General features: G+C 67.7%; 16 protein-coding genes. 6 read left to right on the top strand and 10 right to left on the bottom strand.

Annotated features, from left to right (window positions below; all coding sequences use genetic code 11):
• Window positions 1–321, top strand: a 321-nt coding sequence (locus OZ10_RS08090) for an efflux RND transporter permease subunit (RefSeq protein WP_039564441.1), incomplete at its 5' end; no start/stop codon positions are given.
• A 133-nt stretch (window positions 322–454) separates the two neighbouring features.
• Window positions 455–3598: an efflux RND transporter permease subunit gene (locus OZ10_RS08085; protein ID WP_039564439.1), complete on the top strand. Its 3144-nt coding sequence runs from the start codon at window positions 455–457 to the stop codon at window positions 3596–3598.
• Between the two features lie 51 nt (window positions 3599–3649).
• Here OZ10_RS08085 and hglS read toward each other — a convergent pair whose 3' ends face one another.
• The 10 genes from hglS to OZ10_RS08035 all read right to left on the bottom strand — a co-directional run bounded on the left by hglS (window position 3650) and on the right by OZ10_RS08035 (window position 11181).
• Window positions 3650–5017 (bottom strand): 2-oxoadipate dioxygenase/decarboxylase HglS, encoded by a 1368-nt coding sequence (hglS, locus tag OZ10_RS08080; RefSeq protein WP_039405363.1) that lies wholly within the window; start codon window positions 5015–5017, stop codon window positions 3650–3652.
• A 147-nt stretch (window positions 5018–5164) separates the two neighbouring features.
• Entirely contained in the window at window positions 5165–5782 is a 618-nt protein-coding gene (locus tag OZ10_RS08075) for a hypothetical protein (RefSeq protein WP_039405385.1), read from the bottom strand.
• Between the two features lie 31 nt (window positions 5783–5813).
• The gene (locus tag OZ10_RS08070; RefSeq protein ID WP_039564437.1) at window positions 5814–6383 is read right to left on the bottom strand and encodes a hypothetical protein; all 570 of its coding nucleotides are present in this window, start codon (window positions 6381–6383) and stop codon (window positions 5814–5816) included.
• Window positions 6384–6632: 249 nt separating this feature from the next.
• The gene (locus OZ10_RS08065) at window positions 6633–7391 is read right to left on the bottom strand and encodes an HAD family hydrolase (RefSeq protein ID WP_039405369.1); all 759 of its coding nucleotides are present in this window, start codon (window positions 7389–7391) and stop codon (window positions 6633–6635) included.
• Between the two features lie 37 nt (window positions 7392–7428).
• A complete protein-coding gene (locus OZ10_RS08060) occupies window positions 7429–7836 on the bottom strand; it encodes an EF-hand domain-containing protein (RefSeq protein WP_184441779.1) in 408 nt (135 codons plus the stop codon).
• Between the two features lie 236 nt (window positions 7837–8072).
• Window positions 8073–8450: an EF-hand domain-containing protein gene (locus tag OZ10_RS08055; RefSeq protein WP_039405373.1), complete on the bottom strand. Its 378-nt coding sequence runs from the start codon at window positions 8448–8450 to the stop codon at window positions 8073–8075.
• Window positions 8451–8676: 226 nt separating this feature from the next.
• Window positions 8677–9054, bottom strand: a complete 378-nt coding sequence (locus tag OZ10_RS08050; RefSeq protein ID WP_039405375.1) for a hypothetical protein — start codon at window positions 9052–9054, stop codon at window positions 8677–8679.
• Between the two features lie 194 nt (window positions 9055–9248).
• Window positions 9249–9443 (bottom strand): CPXCG motif-containing cysteine-rich protein, encoded by a 195-nt coding sequence (locus OZ10_RS08045; protein WP_039405377.1) that lies wholly within the window; start codon window positions 9441–9443, stop codon window positions 9249–9251.
• Between the two features lie 142 nt (window positions 9444–9585).
• Window positions 9586–10254 (bottom strand): M15 family metallopeptidase, encoded by a 669-nt coding sequence (locus tag OZ10_RS08040; RefSeq protein ID WP_039564442.1) that lies wholly within the window; start codon window positions 10252–10254, stop codon window positions 9586–9588.
• 120 nt (window positions 10255–10374) lie between these two features.
• The gene (locus OZ10_RS08035) at window positions 10375–11181 is read right to left on the bottom strand and encodes an N-acetylmuramoyl-L-alanine amidase (RefSeq protein ID WP_039405379.1); all 807 of its coding nucleotides are present in this window, start codon (window positions 11179–11181) and stop codon (window positions 10375–10377) included.
• A gap of 352 nt (window positions 11182–11533) precedes the next feature.
• Between OZ10_RS08035 and OZ10_RS08030 the strand changes: the two genes are divergently transcribed.
• From OZ10_RS08030 to OZ10_RS08015, 4 genes are all read left to right on the top strand, one after another.
• Window positions 11534–12946: a C40 family peptidase gene (locus OZ10_RS08030; RefSeq protein WP_039405390.1), complete on the top strand. Its 1413-nt coding sequence runs from the start codon at window positions 11534–11536 to the stop codon at window positions 12944–12946.
• Window positions 12943–14040, top strand: coding sequence for a dipeptide epimerase (locus OZ10_RS08025; protein ID WP_039564436.1), 1098 nt, complete (start codon window positions 12943–12945; stop codon window positions 14038–14040). The genes OZ10_RS08030 and OZ10_RS08025 overlap by 4 nt, the downstream gene beginning before the upstream one ends.
• A gap of 275 nt (window positions 14041–14315) precedes the next feature.
• Window positions 14316–15089 (top strand): L,D-transpeptidase family protein, encoded by a 774-nt coding sequence (locus tag OZ10_RS08020; protein WP_039405383.1) that lies wholly within the window; start codon window positions 14316–14318, stop codon window positions 15087–15089.
• Complete coding sequence (locus OZ10_RS08015) at window positions 15086–16393, top strand: APC family permease (RefSeq protein ID WP_039408596.1); 1308 nt, start codon at window positions 15086–15088, stop codon at window positions 16391–16393. Before OZ10_RS08020 ends, OZ10_RS08015 begins: the two co-directional genes overlap by 4 nt.
• Window positions 16394–16424 lie beyond the last annotated feature (31 nt).

Genomic DNA, 16424 nt, shown 5'->3' with positions numbered 1-16424 from the left:
CGCGAAGGGGCGAACGCGCACGATGCGATCCGGCGCGCCTGCCTGCTGCGCTTCCGCCCGATCATGATGACCACCGCCGCCGCCATGCTGGGCGCGTTGCCGCTGGCGCTGGGCACGGGCATCGGCTCGGAACTGCGCCGCCCGCTCGGCATCGCCATCGTCGGCGGCCTGCTGCTGTCGCAGCTGGTGACGCTGTACACCACGCCGGTGATCTACCTGTACATGGAACGTGCCGGCGAGCGGCTGCGTGACTGGCGCGCGCGGCGTGCCGCCCGCCGCGACGGCGTGCCCCCGGCCTCCACTTCGGAGCGCCCGGCATGATGACCGATGGCGTCATCGCTGATCGGTCTGCCTGCCCACGGCACCGCCTTCCCGCACGCGCGTATGGCAACTGCGCTGGCTGTTGCCTTTCCCGATTCCCGAATCCCGAATCCCGATTCCCGGCAGTCACCCCATGAACATCTCCGCGCCCTTCATCAAGCGCCCGATCGGCACCTCGCTGCTGGCGATCGGTTTGTTCGTGATCGGATTGATGTGCTACCTGCGGCTGGGCGTGGCGGCGTTGCCGAACATCCAGATTCCGGTGATCTTCGTGCACGCCACCCAGTCCGGTGCCGATGCCAGCACCATGGCCTCCACCGTCACCGCGCCGCTGGAACGCCATCTGGGCCAGTTGCCCGGCATCGACCGCATGCGCTCCTCCAGTTCGGAGAGCAGCAGCATGGTGTTCATGGTGTTCCAGAGCAATCGCAACATCGATTCGGCCGCGCAGGACGTGCAGACCGCGATCAACGCTGCGCAATCGGATCTGCCGTCCGGGCTCGGCACGCCGATGTACTCCAAGGCTAATCCGAACGACGACCCGGTCATCGCCATTGCGCTCACCTCGGACACGCAATCGGCCGATGAGCTGTACAACGTGGCCGACTCGTTGCTGGCGCAACGGCTGCGCCAGATTACCGGCATCAGTTCGGTCGACATCGCCGGCGCCTCCACCCCTGCAGTACGCGTGGACGTGGACCTGCGTGCGCTCAACGCGCTGGGGCTGACCCCGGACGACCTGCGCAACGCGGTGCGCGCGGCCAACGTGACCTCGCCCACCGGATTCCTGTCCGATGGCAACACCACCATGGCCATCATCGCCAACGATGCGTTGGCCAAGGCAGCCGACTTTGCGCAGCTGGCGATCTCCACCCAGTCCAACGGACGCATCGTGCGGCTGGGCGATGTGGCCACCGTCTACGACGGCCAGCAGGATGCGTATCAGGCAGCCTGGTTCGACGGCAAGCCGGCGGTGGTGATGTACGCCTTCACCCGCGCCGGGGCCAACATCGTCGAAACCGTGGACCAGGTCAAAGCGCAGATTCCCGAGCTGCGCAACTACCTGCAACCCGGAACCCGGCTCACGCCCTACTTCGACCGCACGCCCACTATTCGCGCGTCGTTGCACGAGGTGCAGGCCACGCTGATGATCAGCCTGGCGATGGTGGTGCTGACCATGGCGCTGTTCCTGCGCCGGCTGGCGCCGACCTTGATTGCCGCGGTGACCGTGCCGTTGTCGCTGGCCGGTTCGGCGCTGGTGATGTACGTCCTTGGCTTCACCTTGAACAACCTCAGCCTGCTGGCGCTGGTGATCGCCATTGGGTTCGTGGTCGACGATGCGATCGTGGTGATCGAAAACATCATGCGTCATCTCGATGAAGGCATGCCGCGCCTGGACGCGGCACTGGCCGGTGCGCGCGAGATCGGTTTCACCATCGTCTCGATCACCGCCTCGCTGGTGGCGGTGTTCATCCCGATGCTGTTTGCCAGCGGCATGATCGGCGCGTTCTTCCGCGAGTTCACCGTAACCCTGGTGGCCGCAATCGTGGTGTCGATGCTGGTGTCGCTGACCTTGACGCCGGCGCTGTGCAGCCGCTTCCTGTCCGCGCATACCGAGCCGGAAAAACCCGGGCGTTTCGGCGCGTGGCTGGACCGCATGCACGCGCGCATGCTCGCGGTGTACACGGTGGCACTGGATTTCTCGCTGCGGCACGCCTTGCTGCTGTCGCTGACGCCGCTGCTGCTGATCGCCGCCACCATCTTCCTGGGTGGCGCGGTCAAGAAGGGGTCGTTCCCGCCGCAGGACACCGGCTTGATCTGGGGGCGCGCCAATTCCAGCGCCACGGTGTCGTTTGCCGACATGGTCAGCCGCCAGCGCCGCATCACCGACATGCTGATGGCCGACCCGGCCGTGAAGACCGTCGGCGCGCGCCTGGGCTCCGGCCGTCAGGGCTCCAGCGCATCGTTCAATATCGAGCTGAAAAAGCGCGACGAGGGCCGCCGCGATACCACCGCACAGGTGGTCGCGCGCCTGAGCGCCAAGGCCGACCGTTACCCGGACCTGGACCTGCGCCTGCGCGCGATCCAGGACCTGCCCAGCGACGGTGGCGGTGGCACCAGCCAGGGCGCGCAGTACAAGGTGTCGCTGCAGGGCAACGACCTGGCGCAGCTGCAGGAATGGCTGCCCAAGGTGCAGGCCGCGCTGAAGAAGAACCCGCGTCTGCGCGATGTGGGCACCGACGTGGACACCTCGGGCCTGCGCCAGAACATCGTGATCGACCGCGCCAGGGCAGCACGCCTGGGCATCTCGGTGGGCGCCATCGACGGCGCGCTGTACGGCGCGTTCGGCCAGCGCTCCATTTCCACCATCTATTCCGATCTCAACCAGTACAGCGTGGTGGTCAATGCACTGCCCTCGCAGACCGCCACACCCAAGGCGCTGGATCAGGTCTTCGTGCCCAACCGTGCCGGCCAGATGGTGCCGATCACTGCGGTCGCCACCCAGCTGCCCGGGCTGGCGCCGCCGCAGATCACGCACGACAACCAGTACACCACGATGGGCCTGAGCTACAACCTCGCACCGGGCGTGAGCACCGGCGAAGCGGACCTGATCATCAAGAACACCGTGGAAGGCCTGCGCCTGCCGAATGGCATCCGCATCAGCGACGGTGGCGGCTTCAATGTGCAACTGAGCCCCAATTCGATGGGCGTGTTGCTGCTGGCCGCGGTGCTCACCGTCTACATCGTGCTGGGCATGCTCTACGAGAGCCTGATCCACCCGGTGACCATCCTGTCCACGTTGCCGGCCGCCGGCGTCGGCGCGCTGCTGGCGTTGTTCCTGAGCAACACCGAGCTGTCGGTGATCTCGATGATCGCGTTGGTGCTGCTGATCGGCATCGTCAAGAAGAACGCCATCATGATGATCGACTTTGCGCTGGTGGCGCAGCGCGTGCACGGCATGGATGCACGCGCGGCCGTACGCGAAGCCTCGATCGTGCGCTTCCGCCCCATCATGATGACCACCATGGTGGCGATCCTGGCCGCGGTGCCGCTGGCAGTGGGCCTGGGCGAAGGCTCGGAGCTGCGCCGCCCGCTCGGCATTGCGATGATCGGCGGGCTGGTGTTCTCGCAGGGCCTGACCCTGCTCAGCACGCCGGCGTTGTACGTGATCTTCTCGTGCCTGAGCGAACGCTGGAAGGCGCGTCGCGCACGTGCGCGTGCACGCCGGGCAGAGCGCACGGCGGCACGGCGCCCGGCCGCGTCGTCGGCGCGCTGAGGCGACGCAGCACACCGGCCGCCGCCGCGCCACGCGACGACGTCCGCGGGTTCAGGCCACCAGGGCCTGCAGCGAGGCGCGCTCCAGCTGCGCGTATAACGCGAACTCGTCGTGCACCTGGGCGCCCAGCGCCTGCTCGAAGCTGCGCTTGCTCGAATGCGCGGCATAGGCGCGCTGCTCGGCCCCACCCAGGTTGGACTGGAAGATGCCGGCCGCGCTGACCGGCAGGAAGTCTTCGTAGATGATCGGGTCGGCACTCACCAACCCCAGCGCGATCGCGGTTTCTGCCGGCATCGCGGCCACCTGCGCCGGATCGGCGCGGCCGGCCTCGGTCAGCGTGTAGCGGAAATAGCCCAGCCCTTCCTGGCGCAGCAGCGCCTCGTCATCGGGAAAGGCCACAAACGCGGTCTGCAGGCGGGTGGCGTAATCGCTGCCCGTGCTGCCGGCACCGTCGGCATCGCGCGCCTGCGCCAGCAACGCGTCGTACAGCGCGCGTCCCTTGGGCGTCAGCGCAAGCCCGCGTTGCTCGATCTCGCCAAAGCGCGCGGTATGCGTGCCGTGTTCGGGCTGCCCGCCATCGCCGACAAACCGCACCGGCTCTTCCAGTGCCTTGAAACTGGTCTGGCGCAGCAGGATCGGCACGCGTCGACGCGGCGGGCCTTCGATCACCGCCTTCGCATCGATGCCGGCGCGCTGCATCTGCGCCTGCGCCGCATCGATATCCAGCGTACGCGGAGTCAGATGGTTGATGTGCGGGCCGTGGAAGCTCACCACATCGGCAATCAACTTGTGCGCCTCGCTCAGCGCGCGATAGGTCGGCAGCGACACCGTGGCATCGCCATGCCAGCGGAAGGTCTCCAGCGCTTCGGCGACGAACTGCTGCGCCCGTGCCGCGTCCAGGCCGCCCGCCTGTTCGCAGTGGTCGATCAGCTCCAGCGCACCTGCGGTAAAGATCTGCCGTTGCTGCAGGATCTGCGCGGCCTGCGCGCGCAGCGCGGCATCCTCGATCAACTCCAGGCGCAGCAGCGAGGTGAACACGCGGAACGGGTTGGCCGACAGCGCCGCATCGTCGATCGGGCGGAACGCGGTGGAATGCACCGGCACGCCGGCCACCGACAGGTCGTAATACCCCACCGGGTGCATGCCCATCACCGCAAACAGCCGACGCAAGGTGGCCAGTTCTGCGGCCGTGCCGACCCGGATGGCACCATGCCGCTCCAGATCCAGCCGTGCCCGCTCGTCGTTGCGCTGCAGCCGCGTCGCCAGCGCAGGCTCGGCCTGCAACGTCTGCGCGTTGACCTGCGCCACCAGCGTCATCAGGTCGCCGTACAACGGCACCTCGGCGCGATACATGTCCGACATTGCTTGGGCGAACAGGCTGCGGATGTGATCGGGAGAGACAAACACGGTATCGCGCATGGGCTGGTCTTGGCAGAGGCCGGCCAACGCCGGCGTTGGTCGCATTCTCGCCGACCGTGCCCTGCGGCGACCAGCTGCACGGCAGCATCGCGTGCGCGCGTTGGCAATGCAGACAGCCTTGCACGACGTGCGCGCGCGCCGCCGGCGTTACAACCCGGCCTGCGCCGCCGCCTCGGCCGCTTCGCTGGCCTGACGGGCGGCCTCCAGCCGCTGCGCATGGTCGCCGAGCTGGCGACGCAACAGTGCGTCCAGGGTGATCGGCCGCTCCCAGCGGTCGTAGCTGGCAACGATGGCGTGCCGCAATGCGCGCATGTGGGCATTGTCCGGCGCCACCGCCAGCCGCGTGATCACGCCTTGCCACCCATCGTGATGATCGCGGCTATAGGCCCGCACGCTGTCGCGACACGACAGCTGCACCGTCTGCGCCCACACACAGGCGAAGTAGATGTCCCCCGCGTGCCAGCCATGCACCTGCAGCAGCGCCTGCACGTAACCGCGCGGCGTGCCGGTGTAACGCGCCACCTCGTCGATGAAGCTGTCCGGGTAGCGTTGCGCGTAGCTGCCCATGTCGGCCAGATGCTGGTCCACCCACGCATCGCCGGTCCCGGGCATCACCGCGGGCACTGCCGCGTCCTGCGCGCCGCCGGCTGCCGGCGCAGCGGCAGCCTGGGCAAGCGCCAGCGACGGAACCAGCAACGCGGCCAGCAACGGTAGCGATCGCAACAGCAAGTAGCGCAAGGCAGACATGCCGCGATGATGCCGCATGCCCGTGCCGATGTCAGGCATGCAGAGCAGGTCAGCGCAGGTCGTAGATGCCAAGGTAGTGCACCTCGCGGCAGCCGTTCAGATCGCAGGCGCCCACATAGCCGGGCCCGAGATAACGCTGGCGTGCATCGCGGTTGTGCGGGCTGCTGTACGGATCCGGGCCATACAGGCCGTTGCCGTAATAGATCTGGCCATAGGGGCGGTTGCGCGACGCGCCCAATCGCAGTGCGGAGCCGTAACCGTAGCCACTGTAGGCACCGACATTTCCCCCGTCGCGGTCGCCCACGAACGCAGTGCCGCGGTCACTTGCCCTTGGTCGCGACTGCAGGGTGGCGATGCTCTGCCCCTGCGCATCCACATAGCCTTGTTCGCGATCGAAGCGCACCGTGCGGAAATACACCACGTCATTGCCCACCTGCCGCGTGTGCAGGCGGACATGCTGGCCTGCATCGTCGTAATACGGCTGGCCATTGCGAAAGATCACCTCGCTGGGGTTGATGACTTCTTCTTCCAGTTCGGCAGCCGCCAGCGGCGCGACGCCCATCAGCGCACCCAGCGCGACGGCCAGCCCTGCACGACGGATCACGGACAACATGTTCATGGGCATTCCCTCCAAGGTCGGCCATGCGTGCTGGCCGGAACGTCCTGTTACCGGGCGCCGTCGGGCGCCCGCATCGTCACTACATCAGCAATGGGCACTTCGCGCCAGAGCCGCCGGCCAGGCGCCAGTCTTGCGCGGCCGGTCCGCTGACGTTGCACCCTGCCAGGCCGGCGCGCCGGTGGCCGATGAAGACTACCGGCGTGGACATGCCGGCCCTGCCGCGGCCGCCTGACGCAGCCGCCGCAGCCCTCAGCCTGGCAGCTGCTGCCGCGCCACCGCATCCAGCGCCTGCACCGCCGCCGGCCAGCCTGATGCATCGGACACCTCGCGCATGCGCGGCTCGTCTGCAGCGACACCGTGCTCCTGCTCATGCGCCCAGGTCACCGCGTACGGGGTGTAAATCCCCCAGCCACCGATCGCCAGCACCGGCTCCACATCCGAGCGCAACGAGTTGCCGATCATCACGAAGCGCTGCGCCGGCAGGTCGAATTCGCCCAGCACGCGTGCGTAGGTCTTGGGGTCCTTTTCGGACACCACCTCGACCCGCGGAAACAGGTCGGCCAGACCGGACTGCTCGATCTTCTGCTCCTGGTGAAACAGGTCGCCCTTGGTGATCAACACCACCGCACAGTGGGCGGCAATGGCGCCAACCGCCTCGCGCACACCGGCAATCACCTCCACCGGGTGCTGCAAGGTGGCACGGCCGATCTCCACGATGCGCTGGATGTCGCGCGCATCGATGCGCGCGTCGGTGAGTTCGATGGCGGTTTCGATCATCGACAGCGTCATGCCCTTGGCACCGTAGCCGAACACCTTGAGGTTGCGCCGTTCCACCGCCAGCAGATGCTGCTGCATGCGACTGTCGCCCAGGTCGAGATAGCGGGCCAGGATCGCTTCGAAATCCGCTTCAGCGGTGCGGTAGTAGTCCTCGCTTTTCCAGAGGGTATCGTCGCCGTCGAAGCCGACCAGTTGGATCGCCTGGCCGTCGCGCTGTGCAAGAGAAGTCATTGCGCAAGTCTAGCAGCGCGCTGAAGCGCAGCTGCAGTCAGTCGCCTGCCGCGTCGCCGGGGCCGGGCTGATAGCTGGCAAATTCGTCACGCGACAGGCGCCCGTCGCCGTTGCTGTCGAAGCCGGCAAAGTTCTCGCGCAGGATCGGGTCGGCGCCGGCTTCGGCCGGCGTCAGCGAGCCGTCGGCATCGCTGTCCAGGCTGTCGAAGCTGCGCGGCGCCAAGGTGCCGGCGGTGGGCGCCCCCGACGGCGCAGCGCCCCCCTTGCCGCGGGACGGCCCGGACGGGTCGGCGGGCAATAACGGGGTCGTGGCAGGTGGCGGCGGCTCGATGGGCAAGGGCGCCATGCCCGCAGCGTTGGTGCCGCCGGTGAACGGTGCTGCCGTCTGCTGGGTGGCGGGCGGCAACTCCGGTGGCGCGGCAGACGCGAGCAGTGGACTGCACAGGACGGCAAGCAAGCTGAGGCGCGTTTGCAGCATGAAGACAGGACCAGAAGCGAATGGCGTCACCGTAACGCGCGCCACGTAAAGAAAACGGGAGCGGCCCTGGCAGGCCGCTCCCGTGTGTCCATCCTGATCAGTCACGCGTACCTGGCATGCAGACGCGCACTGTGGCGGTGCCAAGCCCTCCGCAGATCCGTGTCCGGAGCACTACGGACGGCGACGGCTTTCAAGACCCTCGATCAGTTACCTTGCGACCCCGTTGCGCCGCCGCTCTGCTGCTTGGCGACAAAGGCCTTGTACTCGTCCGGCGTCAGCTTGCCGTCGGTGTCGCCGTCGGCCTGGTCGAAAATCTGGACCAGCCCCGCGTTGACCTGCGCTTCCTGCTTGCTGATGGCGCCGTCGCTGTCGGTATCCACGCTGGCCCAGGTCTGCCCGCCGCCGGAGCTGGCACCGCCCTGGGCAGAGGTCGCAGAACTTCCCGACTGTGCCGAGGAAGCAGGACTGCCCGTTGGCGCTGCGGCGTCCTGCGAGGTGCTCTGCGCCATGGCCGGCAGCGCCAGGGCGGCGGCAAGAGCGGCGGTGGCAGCTAGCAGCGAGGTGCGGTTGCGATTCTTCATTTGGGTGGTCTCCTTGGGCGTTGGAATGCGCGGTGTCACCGCACATGACACTACCGTACCGATCGCAAATGAACGCCCAACCCGGCGCAATTTCCTGCAAAACGTCCTCTTAACCACAACTGGCAACGTTGCCGCTAGCCGGGTGTTAGGCATGGGTGAGTCAAACAGAAGCAGAGCATTCAACATGGAAATTTATGCGAACCACGCCGCTTTTTTTCGGCGATGGCTACGCGCCGGGCGCCTCATCGTCCCAGCTTCCGGAACTGAACAGTTTCCAACCCACCACCACCCCTGCAAGTGCGCCGGCAATCTCGAGGATGACGCGCGAGCCCAGTTCGTTGGGGTCATGGATCCTGGCCAGTGCCAGACGTGCATATAACGGCGATTCCAGTCGCACGATGCTGGTGTACACCAGGTGCCAGATGTCGTAACCGGCGCCGATCGCCACCGCCAACAGACAGGCAATCCCCAGGGTGTGGCCATGGGTGAAGTGCAGACGCCGCCCGACATGTTCGATGACGGCGAAGATCAGGACACCGAGCACCAGCGCAATCAGGCCGGCCTCCAGCGAACCGAGCAGGCCGAAGTGCAGGGGCAGATTCATCGTGTTGATCCGGGCAGCTGGCGTGCCAGTCTAGCCGCTACGGCCATGGATCCGGCTGCAATCCAGATCGACACACGAAGGCGCGAATAGGCCAGCCGCCCTGGTCGCGCGCACCGCCGCACGGCCAACGCTCACGCCGGGGAACGAGCGCTGCACCATGCGCGTGCAATCAACTGGAGACCGTGAGGCGCGCCCTAGTCGTCCTGCCCGCGCGCAGTCACCTGCGCCTCGCCCTCTTCATCCCAGCCTACGTTGACCGAGATCGGCTTGCAGCACACCTGGCAATCCTCGATGTACTGCTGATCACCGCCGCTCAGATCCAGTGTCAGCGTGATCCACTCCCCGCAGTACGGGCAGGCGACATCCACAAAGCGTTCCGGATCGGACATGGGGGTTCCTCGGCAGCGGGCAGACCGGATCGGATGCGCCAGATCGCAATCACGACACGGGAGCGCAAGTGTACGAGCGTTCGGGCAGGTGCAGGCATCGGGCGCACGCACCTTTCAATGCGGGCAGGCAAGGCCGCCGCGATCACTCCACCGGCACATCGTAGGCGGTGTCCGGCGTGGGCTCCGGCCGGAAGGTGAAGTGCCACCACTCCATCGGATAATTGGCGAATCCCTCGGCCGCCATGGCGCGCAGCAGGCGCCTGCGCTGGGCACGCTGCGCGTCGGTGATCTCGGGTGCATCGGTGTGTGCCCGGGTATCGAAAAAATCGAACGCGGTGCCCATGTCCACCGCCGCACAGGCGCCGTGCCGGCAGTCCAGCAGCCCAAGATCCAGCGTCGCGCCGCGGCTATGCCCGGACGTTTCGGCGATGTAGTCGCCCAACAGCGCACGCTTGTCCACGCGCGGGTAATACTGGGCCTTGGTCGATTGATCGCCCAGGTCCGCTGCCCAGGCCACGAACGCCTGCACGGCCCGCACCGGCCGGTAACAGTCGAACACCTGCAAGCGGTAGCCATCGGCTTGAAGCCGCTGCGCCACCCGCGCGAGCGCTTCGGCAGCGGGACGCAGCAGATAGCACCGCGGCGCAAGATATCCAGGCACCACGCGCCCGGTAAAGTTGTTGCTGCCCGCGTAGCGCAGGTCCACTGCGAGGTTGGGTGCAAGGCGCTGCACATCGATCAGCCCGGCTTGTGCAGCGGTCGTTGCGGGTGAGACATGCGGCTGTGCCGCGCCCACGCCCGACAACAGCATGGCCAGAAGCACCACGGCGGCGCGGGCACTGGAGCGCGGCAGCTCAGCTGCACGCCGGTTCTGGTGAATGTGATGCATGGCTGCTCCTCTATCGGGCCAGACACTCTTGCCGTCGTGGCGCTACGGGCTTTCGCCCTCGCCTGACGCCACATTACCGGGTGGCGTCGAGGGCCGCAGTGGCCCGGTCAACGCATGCAGGATCCGCAGATCCTCGGCATCCAGCGTGCTGGCGCTGTTGCCGCGATAGTGATGGTGGAAGGCCTGCAGGGTGGCGGCAGGGTCGTCGAGGCCGTAGCCGAGCAGGGCAAGCGCCTGCCAGGGATCGAAGCCTTCCGGTGCGGGCGGCGCATCGGCAGCCGGCCAGCGGCCAAAACCGGCGTCGGCCAGGCGCTTCCAGGGAAAGCGCGGGCCGGGGTCGTTCTTGCGTGTCGGGGCCACGTCTTCATGGCCGACGATCTGCGTGCGTGGAATCCGCAGGCGCGTGCACAGGTCTTCCAGCAGGACCAGCAGGCTGTCGATCTGCGCCGGTGCGAACGGTTCGCTGCCGTCGTTGTCCAGCTCGATGCCGATCGAGGCCGAGTTGATATCGGTGATGGTGCCCCAGCGGCCGGCGCCGCCATGCCAGGCGCGCTGCTCGTCGCTGACCAGCTGGTAGCGACGCCCGTCCTCGCCGATCAGGTAATGCGCGCTCACGCGCCCCCCGCTGTTGCGCCCACGCAGCGTGCCCAGGCTCTGCCGGACCGAGTGCTGATCGGTGAAGTGCAGCACGATCAGGATCGGGCGCCGGGCATCGAAGTTCGGCGACGGCACCCACTCGGCCAGGGCGTTGCGCTGCGGCGCATGGGCGCAGGCACCCAGCGACAACGCCACCGCGCAGAGGGCTGCGCGCAGCCAGGCCGATGGGCGTAGAGGGAAGCTGGACAGCATCGTTGTCTCCTGGAGGAATCGCGCGGCCCGCGCCGTGCTGTTGGCCGCGCTAGGTCCGGCGCGGCCATTATCTGCCGAGTGTCGCCGCTGTGGTCGGCAACGCGCGGCCTGCGCGAGGCGACGCTGCAACGCGCCGATTGCGCCGCACCCGCATCGCCATTGATGGCGTGGCCGTGCACTGCGTCGGGATATCGGCCAGCGGGGTCGGCGCCCGCATCCGCCTGCGCTGCGTTCGCAGCGCCAGGCACCCCGCGTACACTGCGCCATGGTCGCACCGCACAGTGCGGCCGTGCTGCCGCTTGCGTCACGTGCCTTGCAGTTCGCCCACGCCTGCCCTGATCCCGAGCTCTTCATGTTCCTGCCGCGCTGCCTGCTGACGTTGCTGTCGATCGCCCTTGCCCTGCCCTGCGGCGCAGCGACCACGCGTGCCAGCGTGCAGGCACCGCCGGCTGCACCGTTTGCGGTCAGCGATGCGCAGCTGACGCCCGACCACTGGATCCGGCGCAGCCCCGACGCGCAACGGCCGCATCTGAACGCCGCACAGATCGACGCGTTCACCACACGCTTGCTGCGCGACGATGCCTCCATGCGCGATCTGGCGCAGCTGCCCGCGCTGCTGACCGGCGCGACGGTGCGCGCGCAGATCGAGGCGCTGTCGGCGCCACCGACACGCACGCTCTACGCTGCAGACGGGCAGCTGATCCAGCCAGCGCAGTTGACGGAGCTGCGCCGCCTGCTCGCACTGGACACGCTCCCGGCCCAGGTCACGCCACGCTTTGCGCTGGTAGTAAAACGCGCCGCGTTACGGACCTTCCCCAGCACGCTGCGCGTGTTCAGCGGCCCCGACGAGCATGACATCGACCGCTTCCAGGAATCGGCGCTCTACCCCGGCACGCCGGTCGCGGTCCTGCACAGCAGTGCCGATGGCGCATGGGCGTTCGTGCTTGCGGCCAACTACGCCGCATGGGTCGCCAGCGACCAGATTGCCGAAGGCCCGCGCGCGGACGTGTTGCAGTACGCGCAGCGCCGCCCACGCCTGATGGTGACCGGCGCACGCGTACAGACGGCCTACACGCCGGAGCTGCCGGCCGTCTCTGCCCTGTCGCTGGACATGGGCACCAACCTACCCTTGCAGCGCACCTGGCCACCGCAGCAGCCGGTCAACGGGCAGCTACCGCTGGCCGCCCATGTCGTGCAGCTGCCGCTGCGTGGCAGCGATGGCCGCTTGCAGTTGGTCCCTGCGCTGGTGCCGCGCGGTGCCGACGTGCGCATGGGTCCATTGCCGGCCACCGATGAGGCATTGCTGCGCCAAGCGTTCAAATTCCTTGGCGAGCGTTATGGCTGGGGCAACGATTACCACGCGCGCGATTGCAGCGGGTTCGTGCTGGATGTCTATCGCAGCGTGGGCATTGCGCTGCCGCGCAACACCGGCGACCAGGCACGCAGCCGTGTCCTGCGCAGCGTCGCGTTCACCGCCGACGCACCGCTGGAACAGCGGCTGCAACAGCTGGCGCAGTTGCGTATCGGCGACCTGATCTATATTCCCGGCCACGTGATGATGGTGATCGGGCACGCACACGGTGCGCCCTGGGTGATTCACGATGTCGCCGGTGCCAGCTACCGCGCAGCGGACGGTAGCGTGCAGCGCGCGCGCCTGAATGGCGTGTCGGTGACGCCGCTGCTGCCCCTGCTGGCCACCGACGGCACCGCCTTCATCGACCACATCACCCGCATCCAGCGCATCGCACCGATCGATTCCCCATGAAGATCACCGGCTTCACCCTCGGCATGCTGCGCGTGCCGCTGCACACCCCGTTCAAGACCGCGCTGCGCACCGTGCACGCAATCGAGGACGTGGTGGTGCTGCTGCAGACCGATAGCGGCCAGATCGGCTACGGTTCCGCTCCGGCCACTGCTGCGATCACCGGCGAAACCCACGGCAGCATCGTCGCCGCGATCCGGCAGTGCATCGCCCCGCGCCTGACCGGCCAGGACGTGGCCGATTTGAATCGCCTGTGCGGGCTGGTGCAGCACGCACTGGAACGCAACACCAGCGCCAAGGCTGCAGTGGAGATCGCGCTGTACGACCTGTGGGCGCAGGCCTATGGCGCCCCGCTCTACCAGTTGCTGGGTGGCGGCACGCCACACATCACCACCGACCTCACCATCAGCGCCGCTGCCATCGACATCATGGTCGTGCAGGCGCAGCAGGCGCTTGCACGTGGCTACCGGGCGCTGAAGATCAAGGTCGGCAAGGACAGCGCCTCGGATGTCGAACGTATCAAGGCGATCCATGCGGCCGTCGATGGCCGCGCGACCTTGCGCCTGGATGCCAACCAGGGGTGGACGCCCAAGCAGGCAGTGCGCAGCATGCGGACGCTGGAAGACGCCGGCATCGCGCTGGAGCTGCTCGAGCAGCCGGTCAAGGCAGCCGACGTCGACGGGCTCGCATTCGTCACCGCGCGCATCGACACCCCGGTGATGGCCGACGAAAGCGTGTTCTCGCCATCGCAGGTGATCGACCTGATCCAGCGCCGCGCCGCCGATATCGTCAACATCAAACTGATGAAGACCGGCGGCCTGTCCAACGCGATGCGCATCGCCGATATCGCGGCCGTGTACGACGTGCCGTGCATGATCGGCTGCATGATCGAATCCAGTGTCAGCGTGGCCGCCGCCGTGCATCTGGCCGTGGCCAAGGCCCACAGCATCACCCTGGCCGACCTGGACGCGCCGGCACTTGGCCAGTTCGACCCCACCGATGGCGGCGTCCGGTTCGACCACGCGCAGATCCACATCGACGATTCGCCGGGGCTGGGCATCCGCCGCATCCGCGGGCTGGAGCTGTTGCCGGACTAAGCGCGTCCTTGGCGAGGTCGGTCATGCCGATACCGACGCCCATGAGCCACCAGCGCGGGCAGAGGGCAAGGCGGGGCCGTGCCAGCGGCGTGCCCGCCCGTCGCCGCAAACCATGCGTGCACGATGCACGGGCGTGCGCCACGCGGCCGCATTGCTGGGTACAGTAGCGACCATCGGCACCGGCCCTACGCGGTCTCTGCCTCGCGCCACCACACAGCGATCGGCACGGACGCACCGCGTTCATTTCAGCTCACCCCCCAGCCTCCGGAGCCTGCATGCGTCTTGCCATCCTGTTGCGACCCACCCTGTTGATGGCGTTGACAGTGTGCGGCACCGCCCACGCCGGTGACCCGATGCAGGCGCTTCAGCAGGCACGTGCGCTGATCGTGGTGACCACTCCCGATTGGAACAGCACCCAGGCGCGCCTACAGACCTTTACGCGAGTGGACGGTGGATGGGCACCGGCCGCGCCGGCATTCGCGGTGGCGCTCGGCCGGCACGGCAGCGCCTGGGGCGATGGCCTGCACCCCGCCCAGTCGCAGGGCCCGCAGAAGCGCGAAGGCGATGGCCGCAGCCCGGCCGGCGTTTTCGCCATCGGCCCGGCATTCGGTGATGCGGCCCGTATCGACAGCGCCATGCCGTATCAGGCGATGAGCGCCACCCATTACTGCATGGATGTGCCCGACTCGCCGCTGTACAACCGCATCGTCGATGCCGCGCAGGTCGGCGAACGCGCCGTCGCCGGTTCCACCGAGCCGATGCGGCTGGACCTGCGGCAACCCGGCGATGCGCGCTACCGCGAGGGCTTCGTCATTGCGCACAACCCCGGCAATGTACCCGGCCGCGGCAGCTGCATCTTCGCGCATCTGTGGCGCACGCCGGGCCAGTTCACCGCCGGCTGCACTGCGATGGCGCCTGCCGACATGCAGCGCCTGCTGGCGTGGTTGAAACCGGAAGACCACCCGCTGTTCGTGTTGTTGCCGCGCGCCGACTACACACGCCTGCAGGCGCAGTGGCAGCTTCCCGTGCTGGCCGAGGACGCACCATGAGCACGCCGCCCCCCGCACCCGATGCCACCGGCCTGGTACGGGTGGTCAGCCGTTGGCAGATCGTCGGCTTGTCGATCAACGACGTCATCGGCAGTGGCATCTATCTGTTGCCCGCGGCCACGGCCGCGCTGCTCGGTCCGATGAGCCTGTGGGCGGTGATGCTGGCCGGCCTGGCGGTCGCGCTGCTGGTGCTGTGCTACGCGCAGGCGGCGAGCTATTTCGATACGCCCGGTGGCAGCTATCTCTACACACGTGAAGCCTTCGGCCCATTCGTCGGTTTTCAGATCGGCTGGATGATCTGGCTGACCCGCATCAGTTCGGCGGCAGCACTGAGCAATGGATTGGCTGATGCGGTCGCGCGGTTCTGGCCGACCGCGTCCACCGAGACCTGGGCGCGCACGCTGGTGGTGGTCGGCTCGCTGGGCGTGCTGACCGCGATCAACGTCATTGGCGTCAAATCGGCCGCGCGCACCGGGATCGCCCTGGTGATCGGCAAGCTGGTGCCGTTGCTGCTGTTCGTGGCCATCGGCCTGTTCTATGTGGACTGGTCGTGGGCGTTTGCCGGCACTGCGCCGGACCTGCGCGACATGGGCAATCTCGGCGAGGCCGCATTGCTGCTGCTGTTTGCCTATGCCGGCTTTGAGAACATCCCCGCCGCAGCGGGCGAATACCGCAACCCGCGCCGCGACGTCCCGTTCGCCCTGATCACCATGATCGTCACGGTCACCTTGATCTATGCCGCCGTGCAGGTGGTGGCGCAAGGCACGCTGCCTAACCTGGCCGCTTCGCCCACGCCGTTGGCGGATGCGGCCAGCGGCTTCGGTGGCGAGGCACTGGCGCTGATCCTTACCGTGGGCGCCACCATTTCCATCCTGGGCACCACCAGCAACACGGTGATGCTGGGCCCGCGCTTTCTGTTTGCGCTTGCGCAGGACGGGTATGGGCCGGCATTTCTTGCCCGTGTGCACCCGCGCTTCCACACCCCGGCGGCGGCCGTGCTCACCCAGGGCGTGCTGTCGCTGGCACTGGCGTTGTCGGGCTCATTCACGCAGCTGGCGCTGTTGTCGATGGTCACGCGCCTGTTCGCCTACATCGGCACTGCCGCTGCCGTCATCGTGCTGGCGCGTCGCTATCGGCACCGCACCGACACCTTGCGCTTGCCGGGTGGCCCGCTCATTCCCGTCGCCGCGCTGGTGCTCTCGCTTGGGCTGCTGGCCAGCGCCAGCTGGCAGAATCTGGCTGCGGCCGGTGTGGCGGTGCTGGTGGGGTGGGCGTTCTACCTGTTCCCGCGCACACCTGCCTGACAGCTTCGCAATACACTCGCGCCACGCTCAC

The sequence above is a fragment of the Xanthomonas cannabis pv. cannabis genome, from assembly GCF_000802365.1.
Lineage (GTDB): Bacteria > Pseudomonadota > Gammaproteobacteria > Xanthomonadales > Xanthomonadaceae > Xanthomonas > Xanthomonas cannabis.
This window is presented reverse-complemented; position numbering and strand designations above follow the sequence as displayed.

What these genes read in the sequence shown, in the direction of transcription:
- OZ10_RS08085 (WP_039564439.1), top strand. Translation starts at nt 455, where the DNA reads ATGAACATCTCCGCGCCCTTCATCAAGCGCCCGATCGGCACCTCGCTG.
- hglS (WP_039405363.1), bottom strand. Translation starts at nt 5,017, where the DNA reads ATGCGCGATACCGTGTTTGTCTCTCCCGATCACATCCGCAGCCTGTTC.
- OZ10_RS08075 (WP_039405385.1), bottom strand. Translation starts at nt 5,782, where the DNA reads ATGCGGCATCATCGCGGCATGTCTGCCTTGCGCTACTTGCTGTTGCGA.
- OZ10_RS08070 (WP_039564437.1), bottom strand. Translation starts at nt 6,383, where the DNA reads ATGAACATGTTGTCCGTGATCCGTCGTGCAGGGCTGGCCGTCGCGCTG.
- OZ10_RS08065 (WP_039405369.1), bottom strand. Translation starts at nt 7,391, where the DNA reads ATGACTTCTCTTGCACAGCGCGACGGCCAGGCGATCCAACTGGTCGGC.
- OZ10_RS08055 (WP_039405373.1), bottom strand. Translation starts at nt 8,450, where the DNA reads ATGAAGAATCGCAACCGCACCTCGCTGCTAGCTGCCACCGCCGCTCTT.
- OZ10_RS08050 (WP_039405375.1), bottom strand. Translation starts at nt 9,054, where the DNA reads ATGAATCTGCCCCTGCACTTCGGCCTGCTCGGTTCGCTGGAGGCCGGC.
- OZ10_RS08045 (WP_039405377.1), bottom strand. Translation starts at nt 9,443, where the DNA reads ATGTCCGATCCGGAACGCTTTGTGGATGTCGCCTGCCCGTACTGCGGG.
- OZ10_RS08040 (WP_039564442.1), bottom strand. Translation starts at nt 10,254, where the DNA reads ATGCTGTTGTCGGGCGTGGGCGCGGCACAGCCGCATGTCTCACCCGCA.
- OZ10_RS08035 (WP_039405379.1), bottom strand. Translation starts at nt 11,181, where the DNA reads ATGCTGTCCAGCTTCCCTCTACGCCCATCGGCCTGGCTGCGCGCAGCC.
- OZ10_RS08030 (WP_039405390.1), top strand. Translation starts at nt 11,534, where the DNA reads ATGTTCCTGCCGCGCTGCCTGCTGACGTTGCTGTCGATCGCCCTTGCC.
- OZ10_RS08025 (WP_039564436.1), top strand. Translation starts at nt 12,943, where the DNA reads ATGAAGATCACCGGCTTCACCCTCGGCATGCTGCGCGTGCCGCTGCAC.
- OZ10_RS08020 (WP_039405383.1), top strand. Translation starts at nt 14,316, where the DNA reads ATGCGTCTTGCCATCCTGTTGCGACCCACCCTGTTGATGGCGTTGACA.
- OZ10_RS08015 (WP_039408596.1), top strand. Translation starts at nt 15,086, where the DNA reads ATGAGCACGCCGCCCCCCGCACCCGATGCCACCGGCCTGGTACGGGTG.